Origin of the sequence: Streptomyces sp. YS415 (genome assembly GCF_023544665.1) — a bacterium.
In the GTDB taxonomy this organism is placed as follows: domain Bacteria; phylum Actinomycetota; class Actinomycetes; order Streptomycetales; family Streptomycetaceae; genus Streptomyces.
The window spans coordinates 1-22,969 of record NZ_JAMJFL010000008.1 but is presented as its reverse complement, the minus strand read 5'-3'; the positions used below and the strand labels follow the sequence as shown (position 1 = coordinate 22,969).

Here is a 22,969-nt window from a genome sequence, read left to right as displayed (position 1 = left end):
CGTGGTGCCTGGGGCGTGACTACGTCCGGTCGGCCCGGCCGACCAAGGAGTGCAGGGCCGGACGCAGCCCGGGGACCCGCCCGGACAGCCGCCGCAGCGTCGAGTAGCCGGGGCGGGTCTTCATCCGGAAAGTGGTGTCCGTGTCGACGGGGTTGACATCGACCCGGGGCACGGCGAACCGCCCCGCCTTCTCGTGGACACTGAACGCGACGGCGAAGCCCGCATCGGCGACGGCCGCACGCGCGGCGCCGTCATGCTCCCCGTACGGGTAGGCGAACGCGCGAGGCCGGCGCCCCGTGAGTTCGGACAGCGCCCCGGCGGCCTCCGTGACATTGCGTTTCAGCGTCACGGCAGCCGCGCCCGCCAGAGTGCTGTGGTCCCAGCCGTGGCTCTCCACGTCCAGCCCCGCGCCGACCATCTCCCGTACACCGTCGGCGTCCACGAGCCGTTCGTCCGGCATGTCCGCCATCCAGCGGGACCTGCCACCGAGCAGTCCGCTGAGCACGAAGACGGTGGCCGGCACCGCCAGCTCCCGCAGCACCGGCAACCCTTCCTCCAGGAACGACTGGAAGCCGTCGTCGAAGGTGAGCAGCACGCTGCGCCTCGGGACGTCACCCCGCAGGTACGCGTCGAGCGTCAAGGGCGTCCAACCGCGCTCGAGCAGGATGCCGAGCTGCCTGCGCAACCGCTCCGGAGGGACGAACAGATTGTGGGGATCACGCTGCGAACTGCGCGAGCCGATCGCGTGATACATCAGCACCAGTGCGTCGCCCATCAGGACCCCTTGGCTGCTCGCCGATCGAGGTGCCGGACGGCGAAGCCCACCCAGCCGGCGACCAGCACGGCCGCGATGATCGCGACGGTCAGCAGCAACGGGCGTGACGGCGTGTGCTCCGCGGCATCCGGGTCGGCGGGAGCGGTCACCTCACCGACGATCAGCTCGTCGTCGGCGGTCGCCTGCGCCACGGAGGAAGCGAGGGCGTTGGCGGCTCTCGCGCCCTGCGCGGCATTCGAGCCCTCCACCTCGATGTCGACGTTGGCGGTGCCCTGCTGCACCGACACCGAGACCCGGTCCCGCAGCTGAGAGGTCGTCATGGCGCTGCGATCGGCCGCGAAGTCCAGCGTCGTTCTCGCCCCCGCCGTCACCGCGTACTTGGTGGCGGCCAACTGCACCACTTCCGCGCTGACGTTGGGCTGCGAGCGGGGTGCGAAGGACACGGTACTGGTCACCGTGTAGCGGCTGGGCTGGAGCGCGATCACGGTCACGCCGATGGCGAGCACGATCAGCCCCGCGATCAGCCCGGCCAGGACCGGGCGCCGGTAGGAAGAGGTGCGGCGAGGGTTGCCCCCGCCTTCTTGCCGCTCTGCCTCCGGCCGCTTGGGTGCCGCCAGGGCATCCGGTGTGCGCTTCATGTTCGGCCACCTTCGGGATCAACGTCGGCGGGCAGGGCCGACCGGGTTCGGGCACATGCCGCGAGCAGGCCGATGAGCAGCCACGTCATCGTTCCCAGGACGGGGTTGCGCAGCGAGTAGTCGACGACCCCCTGGGCGGTGACGGCCGCGAGCGCCGCGGCGGACGCGGCCGAGACACCGCTGTACGCCGGTTGCGTCGCAGTGGACGTGGCGTCCTCCGCGCCGCTGGTGGAGTCCGTGACCGCGGCACGGTTGCGCAGGGCTTCCCGCGTGCCGACTCCGATCGTGGTGACGAGGGCCGCCACCCCGAGCGCCCCCTGCTCCGCGCCCACGGTGAGGTACAGAACATGGGCGTGATCGACGTGGCGCACATCGGTGAACTGGGCCACGCCCCGTGCGGCCGCTGCCTGATAGGCGGCGGGGCCGCTGCCCAGCAACGGGCTCTCACGCATCTGCTGGACGGCACCGGCCCAGGCCGCCGGCCGCTCGTCGTAGGGACTGCGTTCACCCGTGAAGATCGAGGAGAGGCGCTCGGCGAAAACGGACGAGCCCGACGTCGCGGGGGCGGCAAGCACGAACGCCACCACCGCCACGCTCACCGCCGTCAGACAGATCAGCAGCGGCCGGCGTGCTCCCCGCAGCAGTGCGAACAGGACGACCAGGCCGACGCCGCCACCGATCCAGGCACCCCGGGAGAGGCTGAGCACGAGGGCCACCAGGGCCAGGGCCGAGGCGATCGCGCACACAACGCTCAGCGCGGTGTGCCGCCGGCGCTGCATGACGATGGCCATGGCCAGGCCGAAACACAGGATCATCGCCGCGCACAGGCCGAGTTCATTGGGCTGCGCAAAGGTTCCCACCGGCCGGTTGTCGACCAGGGTCGCGTCGTAGCGGGCCTCCAGGTGCGGAACCGAGGTGAGGACGGTGCCGCACAGCACCGCCCCGCCGACGACGAGAGCCATCGCCGCCACCAGGAGGTCGGAACGCCGCTCGGTGGCCGCGACGACGGCTGCCGCCAGGGCCAGTCCGGCCAGATAGTTCACGCACTGCGTCAGCGAATTGCTCAGGTCGAAGCTGGTGAGCGAGGACAGGACCGCGGACACCACCAGGAGCACCGAGGCCGCGAGCACCGGAGACCAGCCGATGGGGCGCCCCCGGCCGCTGATCCGCGCCGCGAGCACGATCATGGCGGTGAATGCGGCCAGGAGCTGCACGAGGTTCATCGCCAGGGGCAGCCCGATGCCCCCTGCCGGAAGGAGTACGGCGAAAGCGGCGACGGCCAGTACCGGCCGACGGAGGGCGGCGACCGTCAGCAGGATCAGCGCGGGTAGCACGAACAGCAGGCCGAGACCGAGCGGCACGCTCCGTGCGCAGACCCAGATGCCGACGCCGGCGAACAGGACCGCACCTGCGATCCCGAGAGTCCGGTGCCGTTCCAGAGCCATCGCCCCGGTCATCAGGCCCCGCCTCCCTCGGAGGCATCCGGCCGTCCGTTCGTCCCGACGCGGTCGGCCAGCCCGTGGAGGGCGCCCGCGGCGCGGGCCGTCGTGAGCGCGCCGACGGCCATGGGAACGATGGACAACGTGCCCCAGTGGCCCCGGTGGACGGCCCGGGCGACCGGCAGAGAGAGGTAGCCGAGGCAGACCACGCCCCCGGCGGCTGACGCCGACCGGACCCCTCGGTGCCTGTGCGCCACGGCCAGGGCGCTCGCATACCCGGCCCCCCGGACGGTCCCACCGGCGAGCTGCCTGCGATTCGCCAGGCGCCCCAGCTCCACGCCCTCCCGGTAGGCCTGACGCACCGCCTCCCGCCACGGCGTCGGTACGTCTCGGCTGACCTCGGCGGAGGCCACCACGGCGGTGGGGCGGGCCCTTTCGAGGTACACGTCTGCGCCGGGGGCAGGCCGTTCGCCGGAGCTTTCGGCATCCGCTCGGTCCCGGCGGGTGAAGGCGAGTGACCTTCCGTACGGTCCGGTGGTGCTGAGTCCCGGGCCGAAGAGCAGCCGGTGCATCCGCGTCCACGGCCCAGGACCGCGCCGGATCTCTTCGGGGAGCGGATGCGTGAGGGCCGCGGCGTCCGAGGCCACCCCGTGACCGGTCACCCGACAGACCCCGGCCAGCAGGTCGGCCGCCTCCGAGTCGTCGGCCGCGGCACGCATCCGGGCCACCCAGTCCGGCGCGGGCGTGCAGTCCGCGTCGATCCAGGCGACCAGCGCATTGGCCGACGCCCTTGCCCCGGCGTCCCGTCCCGCGGCGGCACTCGCGCAGGCTTGGACCAACGGCCGGATCCGAGCGTCCTGGGAGGCCCGCGCCATCACCCGCCGGGCGGTGTCGTCACTCGAGCCGCGATCCACCACCACCAGCTCGTCACCGTCCACGGTGAGCTGGCGGAGCAACGCAGTGATGAGCCCGTCGACCGCCTCGCCCCGGTTCAGCACCGTGACCACGACCGACACCGGTGCCGTTGCCTCCAGGCCGGCGCCGGGCAACCGGGCGGCCCGGGACAGCGCCTGAGCTAGGAGACGTGCACAGTCCCGCGGACCGGGGTTGGCGGCGGTCCTGAGGAGTCCGGCCCGCCCCATGGCCGCCCGGAACCCCGGGTCCGCGAGCCGGCCCAGGGCGTCGGCCACCTTGGCAGGGTCGGCAGGGGGCACCGCGATGCCGCCGGGCGGCACCGACGCCGGCCCGGCCACGCGGTCGGCGACCGAACCCGGCCCGGTGGTGATCACCGGTACGCCGTTGAGCATGGCCTCGATCGCGGTCCCGCCGAACGCCTCCTGCCCGGGGCCCGTTCCGTCGGGCTTGGTGAGCACGGCGACGGAGTCGGCCGCCGGGATGACGCGCCACGCCTCCTCGATCCAGCCGGCGAAGTCCACCCGGTCCGCCACCCCGAGCTCCTCGGCCAGCCGGGTCAGCCGCCGCCGCTCGCCCGGATCGCTCGGATCCTCGGGGCCGACCACCGCGAGCCGCCACTGTTCACCGCCGGGCCGCGCGAGGGCCGCGACCGCGTCGTCCACACCCTTGTACGAGACCAGCCGGCTGATGGTGAGCAGCAGTCGCTCGTCGTCGCCGAGCCTCGCCCCGCGCCGGACCAGCTGCTCCCGGGCCGCCGTACGGGGCAGGGCCGTACCACTCGGCGCGGGAACCGGCACTTCCACGGGCCGAGGGTGCCGGGAGGCGGCGACCAGTCCGGGCTCGGTGCCGATGCACATGTCGGTGAGCGCTGCCAGGGCCCGGGTCAGGGGGCCGTCGAAGGAGTGGTCGTGCTTGGCCCACACGCAGGGCACCCCGGCGAGCCGGGCGGCCGGGGCGGCGACCGTGGCGGCCTTGACGCCGTTGGCGAGGACCACGTCGGGCCGTGCGGTGCGCAATCGGTGGAACAGCCATGCGGCGGTGCCCGCCAGGGCCCCGGCGGAACGGCCCGTGGGGCGGGTGGCGAACGGGATGCCCCGCCGCGCGAACTCGTCCCGCAGTGGCCCGTCGGCGAGCAGCACGGCGTTCACATCGAGTCGGTCGGTGACGTCCAGGAGGGAGAGGAGCCAGAGTTCGGCGCCTCCGACGACCCCGTAGGGCGCCACGACGGTGACCCGCAGCGGACAGCTCATGCGAACCTCCCGCGCTGGAGCATCCTGCGCAGTACCTGCACCTGATGGGGATCGATGCGGCGCGTGATCAGGAGCCAGGTCGGTACGTAAAGGGCCGCGGCACCGATCAGGGCCGGCACGAAGGGCCAGGGTGCCAGCAGCGGTCCGGCGGCTACGGCGGACGCCGCGGCGGCGGGCAGCAGCGCCCTCGGCAGCCTCGGGATTCCCGCCCGGGACCGTCCCAGCAGGATGAGCGCGGCCGCGTAGACCCCGTAGGACACAGACGTGGAGAACGCGGCCGCGATCCCTCCGTAGCCCGGGATGAGGGCGAGGTTCAGGCCCAGGTTGACCGCCAGGGCGATCAGGGAACCGGTGAGGGCGCGCAGGGTCGGCCCCGCCGCCACGATGGCGTACGAGGCGAGATAGGACAGCCCGTAGAGGAAGGGGGCGGGAGCCAGCCAGGCCAGCATGCCGGTCCCCTCGTCGGCGAACTGCCGGCCGTACAGGATGTCCAGCACGCCGTGGCCCCGGCACCACAGGAGCACCATGTACGGCAGGAAGACCGCCGCCATCATGCTGATGCCCTGCTCGCTGTAGCGCTTGACCCGGTCGGGCTCGGGGGTGATCGCCATCAGGGGAAAGATGGTCCGGGCGGCCACGAAGCTGACGAAGAGCGTGGTCTCGAGCAGTCGGTAGACGGCGGCGTAGATACCGACCTCGCGGGTCCCGGCGAACCAGCCGATCATCAGCGTGTCGATCCGGAACAGCACGATCAGCACCAGCGAAGCGACGCCGATCACCCAGGTTCCCCGGTTCAGATCCACCAGTCCCGCGCGGGAGACGCTTCTCCAGTCGGGTCCGTATCCGGTGCGCCGCATGAGCGCCGCGGCCGTCACCGGCCCGACGAGGGTTCCGGCGAAGAAGGCCACGGCCAGCCCGGGGAGCCCGGTGTCGGCGAACAGCGCCAGCAGAGCCGCACCGGCGGTCAGCAGACGCTGCACGAGGTGGACGACCGCCATCATGCTCTGCCGTTGCAGCGCGGCGGTGGCGGAGCGGTACGCCTCCGTGTACGTATCCATCAGGACGGCGGCGACGATGAGCAGACCGACCACCGGTTCGTGGCCCCCGGAGAGCGACGTGAGCCCGGACAGCCCGCCGACGATCGTGAAGACCAGGACGGCGAGGAGCGTTCGCATGACCAGCAGTTCGGCGAGCAGTTCCCGCAGGCGCGTCCGCTCGGCGCTGGCTCGCTGGATCACCGTGATGTCGTACCCCCACTGCGGTACGACCGCCACGAGGGTGCCGATGGCCAGTGCGTAGGAGAAGGCGCCGAAGTCGACCACACCCAGCATCCGAGCGGCCCCGACGGTGAGGATCAGCATCGAGAGCTTGCCGATGATCTCGGCGGCACCGAGCACCAGCGCGGTGCGGGCCGTGCGTACGGGCGTGTCCCGTACGAGCCCTGGGCCGTTGGGCTCCCGGCGCCCGCCGGTCCACCCCGGTCCGCGGGGGGAGTCCTCGCGGGGGCACATGAGCCCGAGGCCCGGTGCCGGGCCGAGGGAGGCGGGGAACCCCGTCGCGAGGCACCCCACGGGTGCAGACAGAAGGGGCGCCCTCACCCGCGCGGAGGCGGTAGGGCGGCAGCGGTTCCGCCGCAGATGATCCGCCATCGAACACCCTGAGTTCGGTCCTCGAGTGCATTCACGATCAATGCTTGCCCATCCGTCCCACTGGTGCCAGCGGAGAACTTCTGTCTCGCCGGTAACGGGGCCGACGGCAGGTCGAGGTCAGTCGTCGAGCGCGGCAATGGCGCCACGCAGCGCGTCGAAGGCGGGTTTGGCGCTTCCGTCGGCGCGGCGCAGGCCGAAGAAGTTCTCCCGCGACGACCTGTCGGTGCTGTGGTCGCGATCGGTGTACCAGATCAGGGCTCGCACGCGCGGGGTCCTGGCCGCCGTGGGCACCGCGTCCGTGGCGATCGCGGCCTGCTGCTTCTCGGTCACGTGAGTCGTCGTGGGCCCGGTCGCCCCGGCCCCTCCGTCCGAAGCCCTGCCCGGCCCGTTGGTCGGGGCACCGAACTCGGTGATCCACACGGGCAGGTCGGGCGTGCCGTGCGCGGACAGGATGCCGTGCAGACTGTTCGGCGAACCGTCGATTCCCTGCCACGCCGTGGCCGGTGACGCGGGGACGCTCGCGAGCTGCGGATAGGTGTACGGGTGATAGCCGACGGCGTCGACGAGCCGGTTGCCGCCCCGTGCCGCCACGTCCGCGAGGAAGTCCGTCGGTGAGATGTCCCCGTCCCTCGTGTGCGCCACGGCGAGCCCGCCGAGGATGACAAAGGCCGCCGGGTCCGCCTGCCGCAGAGCCCGGCTCGCGGTCCGGAGGAGCGTCGTGTAGGCGGAGGCGTCGGGTGCGGGCTGCCAGAAGACCTTGATGTTGGGTTCGTTCCAGATCTCCCAGGTGTGGATGCCGTCCGGGGCGTACCGTGTCGCGGCCTTGGCGACGAAGGCGGCGAACGCCTCGGGATCGGCGGGCGCGCAGTTGTCGCCGGAGCAGCCCGCGGGCCGCGCCCACCGCGGCGTGTAGGCGAGCACGGGCAGGACGGACAGGCCGCGTTCGGAGGCCGCCGTGACCACCCGGTCGAAGACGTGCCACCGGTAACTGCCCGGCCCGTCCCGCTGGATGTCCCCCCACGCCAGATCGGCCCGCACCCACCGCACCCCCACCGTGACGGCGTCGTCGAGGGCGGCGGCGAGGTCCTCGTCGGACATGTGGACGAGGCGGTTGCCGTATGCGATCCCGAAGGACGGCTTCGCCGAGGGGGCCGGGGAGTCCGGCTCGTGCGGGGCGCAGCTGCCGGCCAGGAGTGCCCCGATCGCCAGCACGGCCAGGGCCCACCACATGGCCGGACGACGGCGGCTCCGGTGGTCGTGCATCACCACCCGATCCAGCCTAGAACCCGGTCGGAAAACCCGCCAAAGCGAGTCGCGGGAGTGGTGGCCTCAGGCACCGCTTGACCTGGAGGACACCGGAGCCGAGGATGTACGTATACGTCGTAAATATACAGCTTCGGTGATCGGTGATGCGGAAACGAATGGCGTCTGCGTACGGCGCCGGACCAAAGGCGAACGGCCGGCGGTCATGAGCGCCGCGATCGAGGACTACGCCCTCCTGAGCGACCTGGAGACCGCCGCCATGGTGGGCCGGGACGGCTCCGTCGACTGGCTGTGTCTGCCCCGCTTCGACTCGCCTGCCTGTCTCGCCGCCCTGCTCGGCACCCCGGACAACGGCTTCTGGCGCCTCGCGCCCCCCGGCCGGGGCCTCTGCACCAGCCGGGCCTACCGCCACGACACCCTCGTCCTGGACACCTGCTGGCAGACCGTGACCGGCACCGTACGCGTCACCGACTTCATGCCGCCGCGCACCCAACTGCCCTGTCTGGTACGGGTGGTCGAGGGCCTGTCGGGCGAGGTGACCCTGCGCAGCGAGCTGCGGCTGCGGTTCCACCAGGGCCGGGTCGTGCCCTGGGCCCGGGCCGACGGCGACTGCACCGTGGCGGTCGCCGGGCCCGACGCGGTGTGGGTGAGCGCCGACGGACCCGTACGGGTGCTCGGCGGGGAGGCCTCGAACATCGCCGAGTTCACCGTCACCGCGGGGCACCGGCTGGCGCTGACGCTCGTCTGGGCGCCCTCGCATCTGCCCGGCCCGCCCGCCCCGCTCGCGGTGCCCGCGGAGACGGTGCTGAAGGAGACCGTCGACCACTGGCGGCGCTGGACCGGCCGCTGCCGCTACGACGGGCCCTGGCGGGACGCCGTCGTGCGCTCCCTGATCACCCTCAAGGCCCTCACCTACGCGCCCACGGGCGGCATCGTCGCCGCCCCCACCACCTCGCTGCCCGGCTGCCTCGGCGGCGAGCGCAACTGGGACCAACGCTACTGCTGGCTGCGCGACTCCACCCTCGCCCTGTCCTGCCTGCTGCGCTGCGGCTACCGGGAGGAGGCGTCGGCCTGGCTGGACTGGCTGGTGCGGGCCATCGCGGGCGACCCGGCGGACCTGCAGACGGTGTACGGCGTCGGCGGGCAGCGGCTGCTGCCGGAGACCGAGGCGCCCTGGCTGCCGGGCTACGAGGACTCGCGGCCGGTGCGGTTCGGCAACTCGGCGGTCGGCCAGTTCCAACTGGACGTCTACGGCGAGGTGCTGGACACCCTCTGCCTCTCCCTGCTCGCCGGCATCCCCATGCCCGCCCATGTGTGGAACCTGGTCGAGTCGATGATGGGCTTCCTGCTCCGGCACTGGCGCGAACCGGACCGGGGCCTGTGGCAGGTGCGCGGGCCGCGCCGGCAGTTCGTGCACTCCAAGGTCATGACCTGGGTGGCCGCCGACCGCGCCCTGCGCATGGGCGAACTCCTCGGCCGCAACGGCTCCGCGGATCGCTGGCGGGCCATGGCGGACGAGGTCCGCGGCCAGGTCTGCCGCGAGGGCTGGGATCCCGCGCAGCGCTCCTTCGTCCAGGCCTACGGCTCACCCGCCCTGGACGCCGCCGCGCTGCTGCTGCCCAAGGTGGGCTTCCTGCCCGCGCGGGACCCGCGGGTGCGCGGCACCGTCAGCGCGATGAGCGGGCTCGCCGACGGCGGGTTCCTGCGGCGCTACGCGTGCGGCGGCGAGGGCGTGCACGAGGTGGACGGACTGCCGGGCGACGAGGGCGCGTTCGTCTCGTGCTCCCTGTGGTACGCCGACGCCCTCGCCGCCACCGGCCGCGCCGCCGAGGCCCGGGAGACCTTCGAGCGGGTCCTGGCCGTCCGCAACGACGTGGGGCTGCTCTCGGAGCAGTGGGACCCGGCGGCCGGACGCCAACTGGGCAACGCGCCGCAGGCGTTCAGTCACCTGGCCCTCGCGGAGACCGCCTTCGCGCTCGCGGGGACCACCACCGCTAGGACTCCTGCCGCCGCGCGGACCCCGCGTACCCGAGCGGGTTGAGCTGCTGGAAGCGCCAGCTGTCCCGGCACATGTCGGCCAGGTCCCGGGTGGGCCGCCAGCCCCAGGCCCGGTCCACCGCGCTGGTGTCGGCGACTCGCTCGGCCACGTCACCGGCGCGGCGGGGCGCCACCTCGTAGGGCACCGGACGGCCGCACGCCCCGGAGTAGGCGGCGAGGACGTCCAGCACCGACGTGCCCCTGCCGAGGCCGAGGTTGAACACGTGCATGCCCGTCGCGTCGGCGAGATGGTCCAGCGCGAGCCGGTGCGCCTCGACCGCGTCCATCACATGCAGGTAGTCCCGGACCGCCGTGCCGTCCCGGGTGGGGTAGTCCCCGCCGTAGACCGTCAGGCGGGGCTGCCGTCCCACGGCCACCTGGGCCAGGTACGGCATCAGGTTGTCGGGGGTGCCCTGCGGGTCCTCGCCGAGCAGTCCGCTCGGGTGGGCGCCGGCCGGATTGAAGTAGCGCAGGCACAGCACGGTGTACTCGGGATCGTGGCGGCACACGTCGGCGAGGATCCGCTCGCAGGCCCACTTGGAGGCCGCGTACGGATGGACGGGCCGCGCGGGCGTGGCCTCGCCGATCGGCCCCGGGCCCGCCTCGCCGTAGACCGAGCAGGAGGAGGGGTACACCAGTTGGCGCACCCCGTGCTCGTGCATGGCGCCCAGCAGGGCCGTCGTACCGCCGACGTTGACGTCGTAGTAGGCGACCGGCGCCCGCATCGACCCGGCCGCCGACTTCAGCCCGGCGAAGTGCAGCACGGCGTCCACGGTGTGCCGGTCGAAGACGGCCGACAGGGACTGCCGGTCCCGCACGTCGAGGTCGTACACGGCGCCGACGAACCGGCCCGCGATGCGTTCGACGCGGGCGAAGACCTGCGCGGAGCTGTTGCTGTAGTTGTCGACCACGATCACCTCGTAACCGTGGTCGAGCAGCTCCACGCAGGCGTGGCTGCCGATGAATCCGCCCCCGCCGGTCACGAGGACAGTGGACGGTGCGCTCATGGGCCCGGCTCCGCTCCTCGTGACCGGGTAACAGCGTATGTTTACGATGTATATGTACGACTCTGCGCCCCCTGGTCCCGGCAGTCAAGCGCTCGGGGCGGGGGTACGGCCGTGCGCGGCGGGTAGAGATCGTCTTCGTCCTGCCCTGTTGGGCACCGCTCGGCGGTATATGTACTTACATTCGGACCTGCTTGTGAAATGATGTCTTAACAAAGTATTGACAGCGGGCCCATCTAGGGATTGGATCCGGGACCAACGCACCAGCCGCGTTTCTTTCCCGTCGTTCCCCCGTCGCACAGTGAGGTGCAGGAAAGATGGACCGCTCAACGCACTCCCGCTCCCGCAGAACGGCCCCCCTGGTGGCCCTGGCCGCTGCGGCAGCCCTGACCCTCGCAGGCTGCTCCAGCAGCTCCGGCGGCAAGAAGGCCGAGGAAAGCGCGGAAGGCGCCGCCGCGGGCAAGGCGAACACGCCGCGCATGACGGTCGCCCTGGTCACCCACCAGTCACCGGGCGACACCTTCTGGGACATCGTCCGCAAGGGCGCCGAGGCCGCCGCCGCCAAGGACAACATCAAGCTCATCTACTCGGCCGACCCCAGCGCGGGCGTCCAGGCCAACCTCGTGCAGAACGCCATCGACCAGAAGGTCGACGGCATCGCCGTCACCCTCGCCAAGCCCGACGCCCTCAAGGACGTCATAGCCAAGGCGAAGGCCGCGAACATACCCGTCGTCGGCCTCAACTCCGGCGTCAGCGAGTGGCAGGAACTCGGCCTGATGGAGTTCTTCGGCCAGGACGAGACCGTCGCCGGCGAGGCGCTCGGCAAGCGGCTGAACGAGGCCGGCGCCAAGAAGGCCGTCTGCGTCATCCAGGAACAGGGCAACATCGGCCTCACCCAGCGCTGCGACGGCGTCGAGAAGACCTTCTCCGGCACGGTCGAGACGCTCAACGTCAACGGCACCGACATGCCGTCCGTGAAGTCGACGATCACCGCCAAGCTCGCCGAGGACAAGGCCATCGACCACGTCGTCACGCTCGGCGCCCCCTTCGCGCTCACCGCGGCGCAGTCCGTGGCGGAGTCGGGCAGCTCGGCCAAGGTCGCCACCTTCGACCTCAACAAGGACCTGACCGGGGCCATCAGCAAGGGCACCATCGAGTTCGCCGTCGACCAGCAGCCCTACCTCCAGGGCTACCTGGCCATCGACTCGCTGTGGCTCTACAAGAACAACGGCAACTACATGGGCGGCGGTGAGCAGCCGGTGCTGACCGGCCCGGCCTTCGTCGACAAGTCCAACGTCGAGGCGGTCGCCGCCTTCGCCGCGAAGGGCACCCGGTGATCGGTATGACCCAGCAGGCTGAGCCGGCGGTGACCTCACCGCCGGCCCCCGGCCCGAAGGGCACCGACGGGCGGACCGCCGAGCGCCCGCCCGCGCTCAGGCTCCTCGCCCGGCCCGAAGTGGGCGTCTTCCTCGGCGCCGTGGCGGTGCTGGTCTTCTTCCTCGTCACCGCCCCGCCGGTGCGCGACGGCAGCTCGATGGCCAACATCCTGTACCAGTCGTCGACCATCGGGATCATGGCGCTGCCCGTGGCCCTGCTGATGATCGGCGGCGAGTTCGACCTGTCGGCCGGTGTCGCGGTGATCGCCTCGGCGCTGACCGCCAGCATGATCAGCTACCAGCTGACCATGAACGTCTGGGTCGGCGTGATCGTGGCCCTGGCCGTGTCGCTCGCGATCGGGTTCTTCAACGGCTGGATGCTGGTCAGGACCGGCCTGCCGAGCTTTCTGGTCACCCTCGGCACCTTCCTGATCCTCCAGGGCGCGAACCTCGCCATCACCAAGCTGATCACCGGCAACGTCGCCACCGACGACATCAGCACCATGGACGGCTTCGACCAGGCCAAGGCCCTGTTCGCCTCCTCCTTCGACGTCGGCGGCGTCCAGGTGAAGATCACCATCGTCTGGTGGCTGGTCTTCGCCGCGCTCGCCACGTGGGTGCTGCTGCGCACCAAGTACGGCAACTGGATCTTCGCCGTCGGCGGCAGCAAGGAGTCCGCCCGGGCCGTCGGCGTCCCGGTGACGTTCACCAAGATCTCGCTGTTCATGCTGGTCGGCTTCGGCGCCTGGTTCGTCGGCATGCACCAGCTGTTCTCCTTCAACACCGTGCAGTCCGGCGAGGGCGTCGGCCAGGAGCTCATCTACATCGCCGCGGCGGTCATCGGCGGCTGTCTGCTCACCGGCGGCTACGGCTCGGCGATCGGCCCGGTCTTCGGCGCGTTCATGTTCGGCATGGTCCAGCAGGGCATCGTGTACGCCGGCTGGAACCCCGACTGGTTCAAGGCGTTCCTGGGCGTGATGCTCCTCGGCGCCACGCTCATCAATCTGTGGGTCCGCCGCACGGCGACCCGGAGGTGACCGCCATGACGACCCCGCACGGAGCCATCCTCACCGACCCGGCCCCCGAGGAGGACCGGCCGATCGTCGAACTGCGCGGCGCCGGCAAGTCCTACGGCAACATCCGCGCCCTGCACGGCGTGAGCCTCGCCGTCCACCCCGGCAGGGTGACCTGCGTGCTCGGCGACAACGGTGCCGGCAAGTCCACCCTCATCAAGATCGTCTCCGGGCTGCACCAGCACACCGAGGGCGAGTTCCTCGTCGACGGCGAAGCGGTCCGCTTCAGCACCCCCCGCGAGGCCCTCGACCGCGGGATCGCCACCGTCTACCAGGACCTGGCGACCGTCCCGCTGATGCCCGTCTGGCGCAACTTCTTCCTCGGCTCCGAGATGACCAAGGGCCCCTGGCCCGTCCGCCGCCTCGACATCGCCGCGATGAAGCGGACCGCCGATCACCAGCTGCGCGAGATGGGCATCGTCCTCGACGACCTGGAACAGCCCATCGGCACCCTCTCCGGCGGCCAGCGCCAGTGCGTGGCCATCGCCCGCGCCGTCTACTTCGGCGCCCGCGTCCTCATCCTGGACGAGCCCACCGCCGCCCTCGGCGTCAAGCAGTCCGGAGTGGTCCTGAAGTACATCGCCGCCGCCCGCGACCGCGGCCTGGGCGTCATCTTCATCACCCACAATCCGCACCACGCCTATATGGTCGGCGACCACTTCAGCGTGCTGCGGCTCGGCACCCTGGAGCTGTCCGCCGCCCGCGACCGGGTCAGCCTGGAGGAACTCACCAACCACATGGCCGGCGGCGCCGAACTCGCCGCCCTCAAGCACGAGCTGTCCCAGGTGCGGGGCGTCGACGTCGAGGAACTCCCCGAGGCGGCGGACCTCACCGCGCCGGTGGCCGGCACCCCCGAAGGAAAGGCGTGAACATGGCGGCACTCGACCGCATCCGGGTCGGCTCGGCCCCCGACTCCTGGGGCGTGTGGTTCCCCGACGACCCCCGGCAGGTGCCCTGGCAGCGCTTCCTGGACGAGGTCGCCGAGGCCGGATACGCGTGGATCGAGCTCGGCCCGTACGGCTATCTCCCCACCGACCCGGCCCGGCTCACCGACGAGGTCGCCCGCCGGAACCTCACGGTGTCCGCCGGCACCGTCTTCACCGGCCTGCACCGCGGCCCGTCCGTGTGGGAGTCCACCTGGGAGCACGTCAGCCAGGTCGCCGCCCTCACCCAGGCGATGGGCGCCCGCCACCTCGTGGTCATCCCCTCCTTCTGGCGCGACGACAAGACCGCCGAGATCCTGGAACCGCCGGAGCTGACCGGTGAGCAGTGGGCCCACCTCACCAAGGGCATGGAACGGCTCGGGCACGAGGTCAAGGAGGCCTACGGCCTCGACATCGTGGTCCACCCGCACGCCGACACCCACCTGGACACCGAGGACCATGTGGAGCGGTTCCTCGACTCCACCGACTCCGAGCTGGTCAACCTCTGCCTGGACACCGGGCACTATGCCTACTGCGGCGGCGACAGCGTCAAGCTGATCGAGACCTATGGCGAACGCATCGGCTACCTCCACCTCAAGCAGGTGGACCCGGAGATCCTCGCGGAGGTCGTGCGCGACGAGGTCCCGTTCGGGCCCGCCGTGCAGCGCGGCGTGATGTGCGAACCGCCCTCCGGGGTCCCGGATCTCGAACCGGTACTGGTGGCGGCGCAGCGGCTCGGGGTCGAGCTCTTCGCCATCGTCGAGCAGGACATGTACCCCTGCGAGCCGGACCGGCCGCTGCCGATCGCGGTGCGCACCCGGAAGTTCCTGAGGTCCTGCGGTGCCTGAGAGCGCACCGCTCGGAGTAGCCGTCATCGGAACCGGCCGCATGGGCGCCGACCACGTCCGCCGCATCCAGGAAGTGATCAGCGGAGCGCGGGTCACCGCCGTGGTGGACGTCGACGAGGAGCGGGCGAAGGCCGTGGCCGCCCGCGCCGGCGGCTGCGCCGTGCACACCGACCCGGCCGCGGCGATGGCGTCGGCGGACGTCGACGCCGTCCTCGTAGCCTCACCCGGCCCCGCGCACGAGGCCGCGCTGATGGCCGCCTTCGCACACGACCTGCCCGTGCTGTGCGAGAAGCCCCTCACCCCCGACGCCGCCTCCGCGCTGCGCCTGGTCGAGGCCGAGCAGGCCCTCGGCCGGCGCCGCGTCCAGGTCGGGTTCATGCGCCGCTACGACCCCGAGTACGCGCGGCTCAAGGCGCTGCTGGAGACCGGGCGCCTGGGCCGTCCCCTGATGCTGCACAACCGGCACCGCAATGTCGCGAGCCCGGACTTCTTCACCTCCGAGATGCTCATCACCGACTCCGTCGCCCACGAGGTGGACGTCACGCGCTGGCTGCTCGGCCACGAGATCACGGCGGTCACCGTGCTGCGCCCGGCGCCCTCCGCCGACGCCCCCGAGGGCCTGGCCGACCCGCAGTTCGTCGTCCTGGAGACCTCCGGCGGCGCCCTGTCGGACGTGGAGATCTTCGTCAACTGCGGATTCGGCTACCAGGTGCAGGCCGAGGCGGTCTGCGAACGCGGCACCGCCCGCATCGGCGACGCCCACGACCTGGTCACCGCCACGGCCGGCCGCTGGGGCGGCAGCATCGCCCAGGACTGGACCGAACGGTTCGCCGACGCCTACGACCGGGAGGTCCAGGCCTGGGTCGACGCCACCCGGCGCGGCGAGGTCACCGGGCCGGGCATCTGGGACGGCTACGCGGCGGCCGCCGTGTGCGAGGCGGGGATCCGGGCCCTGCGCGAGGGCGGCCGGGTGACGGTGGAGCTCGCCGAGCGGCCCGCGCTGTACGACTGAGCGGCGCTCGGCGGGCCGTTGTCCGTGCCGCGCGCTAGCGTGCACAGCAGTGACCGTTCCCGCTCCGGGAGGCTTGTGATGGCTTCGCGACTCAACCCCTACCTGACCTTCGCCGGTGACGCCCGGCAGGCCATGGAGTTCTACCAGGAGGTCTTCGGCGGCACCCTGGACCTGAACACCTACGGCGACATCGGGCAGGCGGACGCCCCGATGGCCGACAAGATCATGCACGGCATGCTGGAGACCCCGAGCGGCTTCACCCTCATGGGCGCCGACAACCCGCCCGGCACCGAGAAGAGCGCGGAGAACAACTTCTCCGTGAGCCTGAGCGGCGACGACGACGCGGAGCTGCGCGGCTACTGGGAGCGGCTGTCCGAGGGCGGCCAGGTGTCGGTGCCGCTGGAGAAGCAGATGTGGGGCGATGTGTTCGGCATGTGCACCGACCGCTTCGGCGTGCCGTGGATGGTCAACATCAGCGAGTCGCAGGGCTGACCGCCGGGCGCGGCCGGGGGTGCGCCCGGCCCCGCGGCAGCGGTGCCGGCCCGCTCACGCCTGCCGTACCTCCGCCACCGTGACGGGGCGGTGCTCGTGCAGCGACCGGGTGCACGCCTCGGCGATCCAGCCGGCCTCCAGGGCGTCCGCGACCGTGCACGGGGAGGTCCGGGCGCCGGCCACCACCTCGATGAACGCGGCGAGTTCGGCGCGGTAGGCCGCGGCGAAGCGGTCCATGAAGAAGTCGTGCGGGGTGCCCGCGGGGAAGGCGGCCCCGGGTTCGACCGAGCGCAGCGGCAGCTTGTCCTCCAAACCCACGGCGATGGAGTCCCGCATACCGTGCAGCTCCATCCGGACGTCGTAACCGCGGGCGTTGTGCCGGGAGTTGGAGACCGTCGCGAGTGTGCCGTCGTCCAGGGTGAGGATCGCGCCCGTGGTGTCGGCGTCGCCCGCCCGCGCGATGTAGTCGGCGCCCCGGTTGCCGCCCACCGCGTACACCTCGCGGACCTCGCGCCCCGTCACCCAGCGGATGATGTCGAAGTCGTGCACCGAGCAGTCCCGGAAGATGCCCCCGGAGGCGGCGATGTACGCGGCGGGCGGGGGCGCCGGGTCCAGCGTGGTCGACCGCACCGTGTGCAGGGTGCCCAGCTCACCGGCTTGCACGGCGGCCCGCGCGGCGACGAAACCGGCGTCGAAGCGGCGGTTGTAGCCGATCTGGACCGGCACGCCCGCGCCCTCCACGGCCCGCAGCACCCGGACGCCTTCGGGCATGGTCCGGGCGACGGGCTTCTCGCAGAACACGGGGACGCCTGCCGTCACCCCGGCCAGGATCAGCGCGGGATGGGCGTCCGTGGCCGCCGCGACGACGATGCCGTCCACCCCGGCGGACAGCAGGGCCTCGGGCGAGTCCACGACCTCGCCGCCGAACCGTTCGGCGGCGGACTTCGCGGCGTCGGTGCAGGGGTCGGTGAGGACGAGGGAGTCGACGGCGTCGAGTCCGGAGAGGGTCTCGGCGTGGAAGGCGCCGATGCGGCCGAGGCCGAGGATTCCTATGCGCATGGTGGTGCAGCTCCTGGGTGAGGGTGTCAGTCGAGGCCGCCGAGGACGTTCTGGTCCCAGTCGATCACCGATCCGGTGACCACTCCGGAGCGCTCCGAGAGCAGGAACACCACGAAGTCGGCGATCTCGGCCGGTTGGCCGAGTCGGCCCATCGGCAGCCCGGCGGCGGCCCGTTCGCGCCAGTCGTCACCGGCGCCGTGGAAGGTCCGCTGGGTCGCGTCCTCGCCCTCGGTCTCCGTCCAGCCGATGTTCAGGCCGTTGATCCGGATCCGGTCGAAGCGGTGCGCGTGGGCGGCGTTGCGGGTCAGGCCGATCAGCCCGGCCTTGGCGGCGACGTACGGGGCGAGGAACGGCTGTCCGCCGTGTGCCGAGGAGGTGATGACGTTGACGATCGTGCCGGGCGCCGCACGGGCCACCATGTCGGCGACCGCGGCCTGCATGGCGAAGAAGGGTGCCCGGAGGTTGACGGCGATGTGCTGGTCGAACAGCTCGGGTGTGGTGTCCAGCAGGGTGCCCCGGGAGGTCAGCCCCGCCGCGTTCACCAGGCAGTCGATCCGGCCGTGGGCCGCAACGACCTCGGCGACGGCGCCCCTGGCCCGTTCGGCGTCCGCCAGGTCGGCCCGGACGAACAGCGCCCTGCCGCCGGCGGCGGCCAGTTCCGCGACCAGTGCCTCACCGGGTTCGGGGCGCCGGCCCGTGACGGCCACGACCGCCCCCTCGCGCACGGCGGCGCGTGCGACGGCAGCGCCGACGCCCTGGGTGCCGCCGTTGACGAGGACCACCTTGTCGTCGAGAAGTCCCATGTCGTAGCTGGTCCTTTCAGCTCCGGCGCCGCTCGGCGCGGGCCCGCAGCTCGTCCCGCAGGGTCCCCGGGGCCCATGCCTCGCGCAGCGCGCGCCGGACCACGTCCGCCTGCGAGGGCGGGGCGAGTCCCTCGACGGGCGGGTCGCGGTCGAGGTCGGTGGGGAAGGGGTAGCCCTCGGCGCTCGCGGCGATCACGTTCTCCAGCCGTGCCGGGTCCGCGCCCTCGCTCCGGCGTTGGAGGAGCACCGGGTACACGGCGTCGACGACCGCCTCCCGGTCGACCGTCGCCATCGCCCGGCCGAACGAGGAGGACACCTGGAGGAGGTTGGCCGTCCGCCGGACGTCCGTGGTGCGGTTGGTGCCGGCGGCGTGGAAGAGGGCCGGATTGAAGAAGGCCGCGTCGCCCTTCGCCAGCGGGAGCTGCACGTGATGGGCGTCGAAGTAGCGCTGGAACTCCGGGCGCCGCCAGGCCAGATAGCCGGGCTCGTAGGTCTGTGAGTACGGCAGGTACATCGTCGGCCCCGACTCCACCGGCATGTCGCCGTGGGCGACGGCGCCCTGGAGGGTCAGCACGGGGGAGAGGCGGTGGACGTGCGCGGGGTAGGCGGCCGCCGTCTCGTCCGGCAGGAAGCCCAGGTGGTAGTCGCGGTGCGCGGTCTGGGCGGCGCCGCCCGGGTTGACGACGTTGACCTGCGAGGTGACCTGGTAGCCCGGGCCGAGCCAGGCACGGGACACCAGCGCCAGGGCGTCGTTGGCGTAGTAGTCGGCGAAGGCCTCCGGGTCGTGCAGGGCGGTCTTCTCCAGGGCGTTCCAGATCCGGTCGTTGGCGCCGCGCCGCGCGAAGTGGTCGCCGCCGCCGGTGCCGGAGGCGCGCTGCCCGGCGATCAGGGCCTCGAACACCTCGGTGACCCGGTCGACGGCCTCCCGGTCGAAGGCGCCGCGGAGGACCACCACGCCGGGGCCGTCGCTGAGGGCGCGGACCAGCTCGTCCTCGGGCACGGTCCCCTCGTAGACGAGCACCCCGCGCTCGACGGCGGCGGCGTGCGGGTAGTCGGCGGGGTCGGTGGTCCGCTCGACGCATGCCCGGAACGCGTCGAGGTCGCAGTCCCGCGCGGACAGCCGGGAAGTGAAGGACATCGGTGTCCCTTCGGTGACAGGGGTGTCGCAGTGCTGTCATTCTTGTCAGGACAAAGCCGTCGAACAACCAGCAGGCAGCCATCAAAAACCCCTCAAGGAGCCGTGGCATGGGCCACCCCTTCCCGATCCGGGAGATCGCCCGGCAGGCGGGTCTGAGCGAGGCCACCGTGGACCGGGTCCTCAACGGCAGGGGAGGGGTGCGGGAGAGCACCGCTCGCGAGGTGCGCCGGGCCGTGGCCGACCTGGACCGGCAGCGCACCCAGGTCCGGCTGGTCGGCCGTACCTTCATGGTCGACATCGTGATGCAGACCCCGGAGCGGTTCTCCACCGCCGTGCGGGCCGCCCTGGAGGCGGAACTGCCGTCCCTGCACCCGGCGGTGGTCCGCTCGCGCTTCCACTTCCGGGAGACCGGGCCGGCCTCGGAGCTCACCCGGACGCTCGACCGGATCGCGCGGCGCGGCTCGCAGGGCGTCATCCTCAAGGCGCCGGACGTCCCCGAGGTCACCGCGGCGGTCGGCCGGCTGACGGCGGCCGGGATCCCGGTGGTGACACTGGTGACCGACCTGCCCGCCACCCCGCGCCTGGCCTACGTCGGCATCGACAACCGGGCCGCGGGCGCGACCGCCGCCTACCTCATGGGCCAGTGGCTCGGGGACCGGCCCGGCAATGTGCTCACCAGCCTCTCCAGCGGCTTCTTCCGCAACGAGGAGGAGCGCGAGATGGGCTTCCGCAGCGCGATGCGCGCCCGGCACCCCGAGCGCGCCCTGGTCGAGATCGCCGAGGGCCAGGGCCTGGACGCCACCCAGTACGACCTGGTCCGGGCGGCCCTGGAACGCGACCCCGACATCCGCGCCGTCTACTCCATCGGCGGCGGCAACATCGCCACCCTGCGGGCCTTCGAGGAACTCGGCCGCGCGTGCGCGGTGTTCGTGGCGCACGACCTCGACCACGACAACACCCGCCTGCTGCGCGAGCACCGCCTCTCCGCCGTCCTCCACCACGACCTGCGCCACGACCTGCGCGAGGCCTGCCACCACGTGATGCGTGCGCACGGCGCCCTGCCGCCCGCGGGGCCGTCGCTGCCGTCCCCGATCCAGGTGGTGACGCCGTACAACATGCCTACGGAGTAGGCAGGTCGGCCCAGGTGCCCGTGGCGGCGGAGCGGGTCATGGCCTCGAGCGCGTCGGCGCTGCGCACGGCGTCGGCGAGGGTGGCGCCGTAGGGCCTGTGCTCGGCGATCGACCGCAGGAAGCGGTAGGCCTCCACCACCTTCAGGTCGTCGTAGCCCATGGCGTTGCCGGCGCCGGGCTGGAAGGCGCCGAACTCCCCGTCGCCCGGGCCGACGTAGACCGTGCTGACGGGCTGGTCCTGGTATGCCGTGCCGCGGCTGACGCCGAGTTCGTTCATCCGGCGGAAGTCCCACAGCAGTGCGCCCCGGGTGCCGTGGACCTCGAAGCCGTAGGTGTTCTGCTCGCCGACCGCGACCCGGCTGGCCTCCAGGACACCGCGGGCGCCGGAGGCGAAGCGGAGCAGGCAGTTGACGTAGTCCTCGTTCTCGACGGGGCCGAGTGCGCCGCCCCGGACCCGGGTGTGGCCCGCGGTGGCGCCGGTCGGGCGGGCCCGCTCGGGGACGAAGACCGCGGTGTCGGCGGTGAGGGAGGTCAGCTCGCCGAGCAGATAGCGGGCCAGGTCCACGCCGTGCGAGGCGAGGTCGCCGAGGACCCCGCTGCCACCCCGCTCGCGCTCGTAGCGCCAGGTCAGCGCGGACTCGGGATGGGCGGCGTAGTCGCTGAACAGCCGCACGCGCGCGTGCGTGACCGTGCCGATCTCCCCGGCGGCGATCAGGTCGCGGGCCTTCTCCACCGCGGGCGCGTTGCGGTAGTTGAAGCCGACCGTGCCGCACACCCCGGCCTGCGCGACCGCGTCGGCGACCGCGCGGGCGTCCGCGGCGGTCAGGCCGACCGGCTTCTCGATCCAGATGTGCTTGCCCGCCCCGGCCATCGCGACGCCGATCTCGCGGTGCAGGAAGTTCGGGGCGGTGATGCTGACCGCCCGCACCCGCGGGTCGGCTGCCACCTCCCGCCAGTGCCGGGTCGTCGAGGCGAAACCGAACTGCGCCGCGGCCTCCTCGGCCCGCCCCGGCACCTCCTCCGCGACGGTGACCAGCTCCGGACGCAGGGGCAGGTGCGGATAGTGGTGGCGCACGCGCGCGTAGGCCTGGGTGTGCACCCGCCCCATCCAGCCGAATCCGATGACGGCGACCCCGAGCGCATCCACCATGACAGCCCCCTATTTGGACCGGTCCAGAAGCCTGTTCGTCCACACTGGGCGGGGTGTGCGCCGGGTGTCAACCCTTTGACAAGCCCGGACGGCCCATGGAACGGTCCATGACATGAGACCGCCGACGATCCGTGACGTGGCCGACCGGGCCGGCGTGTCCAAGTCCCTGGTCTCGCTGGTGCTGCGCGGCTCCGAGCAGGTGCGTCCCGAGAAGCGGGAGGCCGTGCTGCGGGCCGTGCGGGAACTCGGCTACCGGCCCAACACCGCCGCCCGCAGCCTCAGCGAGCGGCGCACCCGGACCGTCGGCGTCCTCCTCAACGACCTGCGCAACCCCTGGTTCGTGGAGCTGCTCGACGGGCTGAACCCCCTGCTGCACGACCAGGGCCTGCACATGCTGCTCGCGGACGCCCGCCTCAACCACCGCACCGGCCAGGACCCCGCCGGCCCGTTCCTCGACCTGCGCGTCGACGGTCTGGTCGTGGTCGGCACCCTGCCCGACCCGGCCGCCCTCGGGGCGGCAGCCGAGCGGATGCCGGTGGTCGTGGCGGGCGCCCGCGAGGCGGTGCCGCCGCGCGTGGACGTCGTCGCCGGTGACGACGAGCGGGGCGCCCGCCTGGTCACCGAGCACCTCATCGGCCTCGGCCACCGCCGCATCGCGCACATCGCGGGGTACGGCGCGGTCGGCGAACTGCGCAGGCGGAGCTTCGAGGCGACGATGCGCGCGCACGGCCTGGCGGACGGCGCACGCGTCGAGGCCGGCGACATGACCGAGGAGGGCGGCTACCGCGCCATGGTCCGCCTGCTCGGCCGCCCCGACCGGCCGACCGCCGTGTTCGCCGTCAACGACATCGCCTGCGTCGGCGCGCTCTCGGCGGCCGGGGAACTCGGCCTCGACGTGCCGCGCGACCTGTCCGTGGCCGGCTACGACAACACGAGCCTCTCCCGGCTGCGGCACCTGTGGCTGACCACCGTGGACGGCGGCGGCCACGACGTCG

General features: G+C 72.4%; 20 protein-coding genes. 9 read left to right on the top strand and 11 right to left on the bottom strand.

Translation table 11 applies throughout. The annotated features are described in order from the left end of the window. Positions 1-19 precede the first annotated feature (19 nt). The 6 genes from M8H82_RS12125 to M8H82_RS12100 all read right to left on the bottom strand — a co-directional run bounded on the left by M8H82_RS12125 (position 20) and on the right by M8H82_RS12100 (position 7,929). Entirely contained in the window at positions 20-775 is a 756-nt protein-coding gene (locus M8H82_RS12125; protein WP_250073107.1) for a polysaccharide deacetylase family protein, read from the bottom strand. Beyond that, positions 775-1,413, bottom strand: a complete 639-nt coding sequence (locus M8H82_RS12120; RefSeq protein ID WP_250073106.1) for a hypothetical protein — start codon at positions 1,411-1,413, stop codon at positions 775-777. The genes M8H82_RS12125 and M8H82_RS12120 overlap by 1 nt, the downstream gene beginning before the upstream one ends. Further along, positions 1,410-2,870, bottom strand: coding sequence for an O-antigen ligase (locus M8H82_RS12115; RefSeq protein WP_250073105.1), 1,461 nt, complete (start codon positions 2,868-2,870; stop codon positions 1,410-1,412). The genes M8H82_RS12120 and M8H82_RS12115 overlap by 4 nt, the downstream gene beginning before the upstream one ends. Further along, complete coding sequence (locus M8H82_RS12110; protein ID WP_250073104.1) at positions 2,870-5,017, bottom strand: glycosyltransferase; 2,148 nt, start codon at positions 5,015-5,017, stop codon at positions 2,870-2,872. The genes M8H82_RS12115 and M8H82_RS12110 overlap by 1 nt, the downstream gene beginning before the upstream one ends. Beyond that, the gene (locus tag M8H82_RS12105; RefSeq protein ID WP_250073101.1) at positions 5,014-6,528 is read right to left on the bottom strand and encodes a flippase; all 1,515 of its coding nucleotides are present in this window, start codon (positions 6,526-6,528) and stop codon (positions 5,014-5,016) included. The genes M8H82_RS12110 and M8H82_RS12105 overlap by 4 nt, the downstream gene beginning before the upstream one ends. Positions 6,529-6,783: 255 nt before the next feature. Beyond that, positions 6,784-7,929: a cellulase family glycosylhydrolase gene (locus M8H82_RS12100; RefSeq protein WP_250073403.1), complete on the bottom strand. Its 1,146-nt coding sequence runs from the start codon at positions 7,927-7,929 to the stop codon at positions 6,784-6,786. Positions 7,930-8,134: 205 nt separating this feature from the next. On the opposite strand from M8H82_RS12100, the gene M8H82_RS12095 reads away from it, so the two are divergent. Further along, complete coding sequence (locus M8H82_RS12095; RefSeq protein WP_250073099.1) at positions 8,135-9,970, top strand: glycoside hydrolase family 15 protein; 1,836 nt, start codon at positions 8,135-8,137, stop codon at positions 9,968-9,970. On the opposite strand, the gene galE is transcribed toward M8H82_RS12095, so the two are convergent. Then, entirely contained in the window at positions 9,924-10,973 is a 1,050-nt protein-coding gene (gene galE, locus M8H82_RS12090; protein WP_250073097.1) for a UDP-glucose 4-epimerase GalE, read from the bottom strand. The two genes, M8H82_RS12095 and galE, sit on opposite strands and share 47 nt — an antisense overlap. A 314-nt stretch (positions 10,974-11,287) precedes the next feature. Between galE and M8H82_RS12085 the strand changes: the two genes are divergently transcribed. From M8H82_RS12085 to M8H82_RS12060, 6 genes are all read left to right on the top strand, one after another. After that, positions 11,288-12,307, top strand: coding sequence for a sugar ABC transporter substrate-binding protein (locus M8H82_RS12085; RefSeq protein ID WP_250073095.1), 1,020 nt, complete (start codon positions 11,288-11,290; stop codon positions 12,305-12,307). Then, on the top strand, positions 12,307-13,383 hold the full coding sequence (locus M8H82_RS12080; protein WP_250073402.1) for an ABC transporter permease: 1,077 nt from the start codon (positions 12,307-12,309) through the stop codon (positions 13,381-13,383). The genes M8H82_RS12085 and M8H82_RS12080 overlap by 1 nt, the downstream gene beginning before the upstream one ends. A gap of 5 nt (positions 13,384-13,388) precedes the next feature. Further along, positions 13,389-14,288: an ATP-binding cassette domain-containing protein gene (locus M8H82_RS12075; RefSeq protein ID WP_250073093.1), complete on the top strand. Its 900-nt coding sequence runs from the start codon at positions 13,389-13,391 to the stop codon at positions 14,286-14,288. 2 nt (positions 14,289-14,290) lie between these two features. After that, positions 14,291-15,190, top strand: a complete 900-nt coding sequence (locus tag M8H82_RS12070) for a sugar phosphate isomerase/epimerase (RefSeq protein ID WP_250073092.1) — start codon at positions 14,291-14,293, stop codon at positions 15,188-15,190. Next, positions 15,183-16,202: a Gfo/Idh/MocA family oxidoreductase gene (locus M8H82_RS12065; protein ID WP_308293249.1), complete on the top strand. Its 1,020-nt coding sequence runs from the start codon at positions 15,183-15,185 to the stop codon at positions 16,200-16,202. Before M8H82_RS12070 ends, M8H82_RS12065 begins: the two co-directional genes overlap by 8 nt. A 78-nt stretch (positions 16,203-16,280) precedes the next feature. After that, the gene (locus M8H82_RS12060) at positions 16,281-16,694 is read left to right on the top strand and encodes a VOC family protein (RefSeq protein ID WP_250073090.1); all 414 of its coding nucleotides are present in this window, start codon (positions 16,281-16,283) and stop codon (positions 16,692-16,694) included. Positions 16,695-16,748: 54 nt separating this feature from the next. On the opposite strand, the gene M8H82_RS12055 is transcribed toward M8H82_RS12060, so the two are convergent. From M8H82_RS12055 to M8H82_RS12045, 3 genes are read right to left on the bottom strand one after another with little or no spacing between them, the layout of a single operon-like run. Beyond that, positions 16,749-17,753 carry a Gfo/Idh/MocA family oxidoreductase gene (locus tag M8H82_RS12055; RefSeq protein WP_250073088.1) on the bottom strand — a complete coding sequence of 335 codons (1,005 nt, stop codon included), beginning with the start codon at positions 17,751-17,753 and terminating at the stop codon, positions 16,749-16,751. Positions 17,754-17,779: 26 nt separating this feature from the next. Next, positions 17,780-18,556 carry an SDR family oxidoreductase gene (locus M8H82_RS12050; RefSeq protein ID WP_250073087.1) on the bottom strand — a complete coding sequence of 259 codons (777 nt, stop codon included), beginning with the start codon at positions 18,554-18,556 and terminating at the stop codon, positions 17,780-17,782. A gap of 16 nt (positions 18,557-18,572) precedes the next feature. After that, the gene (locus M8H82_RS12045) at positions 18,573-19,694 is read right to left on the bottom strand and encodes a phytanoyl-CoA dioxygenase family protein (protein ID WP_250073085.1); all 1,122 of its coding nucleotides are present in this window, start codon (positions 19,692-19,694) and stop codon (positions 18,573-18,575) included. A gap of 107 nt (positions 19,695-19,801) precedes the next feature. Here M8H82_RS12045 and M8H82_RS12040 point away from each other — a divergent pair, with 107 nt between their 5' ends. Further along, complete coding sequence (locus M8H82_RS12040) at positions 19,802-20,824, top strand: LacI family DNA-binding transcriptional regulator (RefSeq protein WP_250073084.1); 1,023 nt, start codon at positions 19,802-19,804, stop codon at positions 20,822-20,824. Here the strand turns inward: M8H82_RS12040 and M8H82_RS12035 are convergent. Then, on the bottom strand, positions 20,814-21,974 hold the full coding sequence (locus tag M8H82_RS12035) for a Gfo/Idh/MocA family protein (protein WP_250073083.1): 1,161 nt from the start codon (positions 21,972-21,974) through the stop codon (positions 20,814-20,816). The two genes, M8H82_RS12040 and M8H82_RS12035, sit on opposite strands and share 11 nt — an antisense overlap. Positions 21,975-22,086: 112 nt before the next feature. On the opposite strand from M8H82_RS12035, the gene M8H82_RS12030 reads away from it, so the two are divergent. Beyond that, positions 22,087-22,969 (top strand): LacI family DNA-binding transcriptional regulator (locus M8H82_RS12030; RefSeq protein WP_250073082.1); only part of this gene is annotated, 883 nt, incomplete at its 3' end.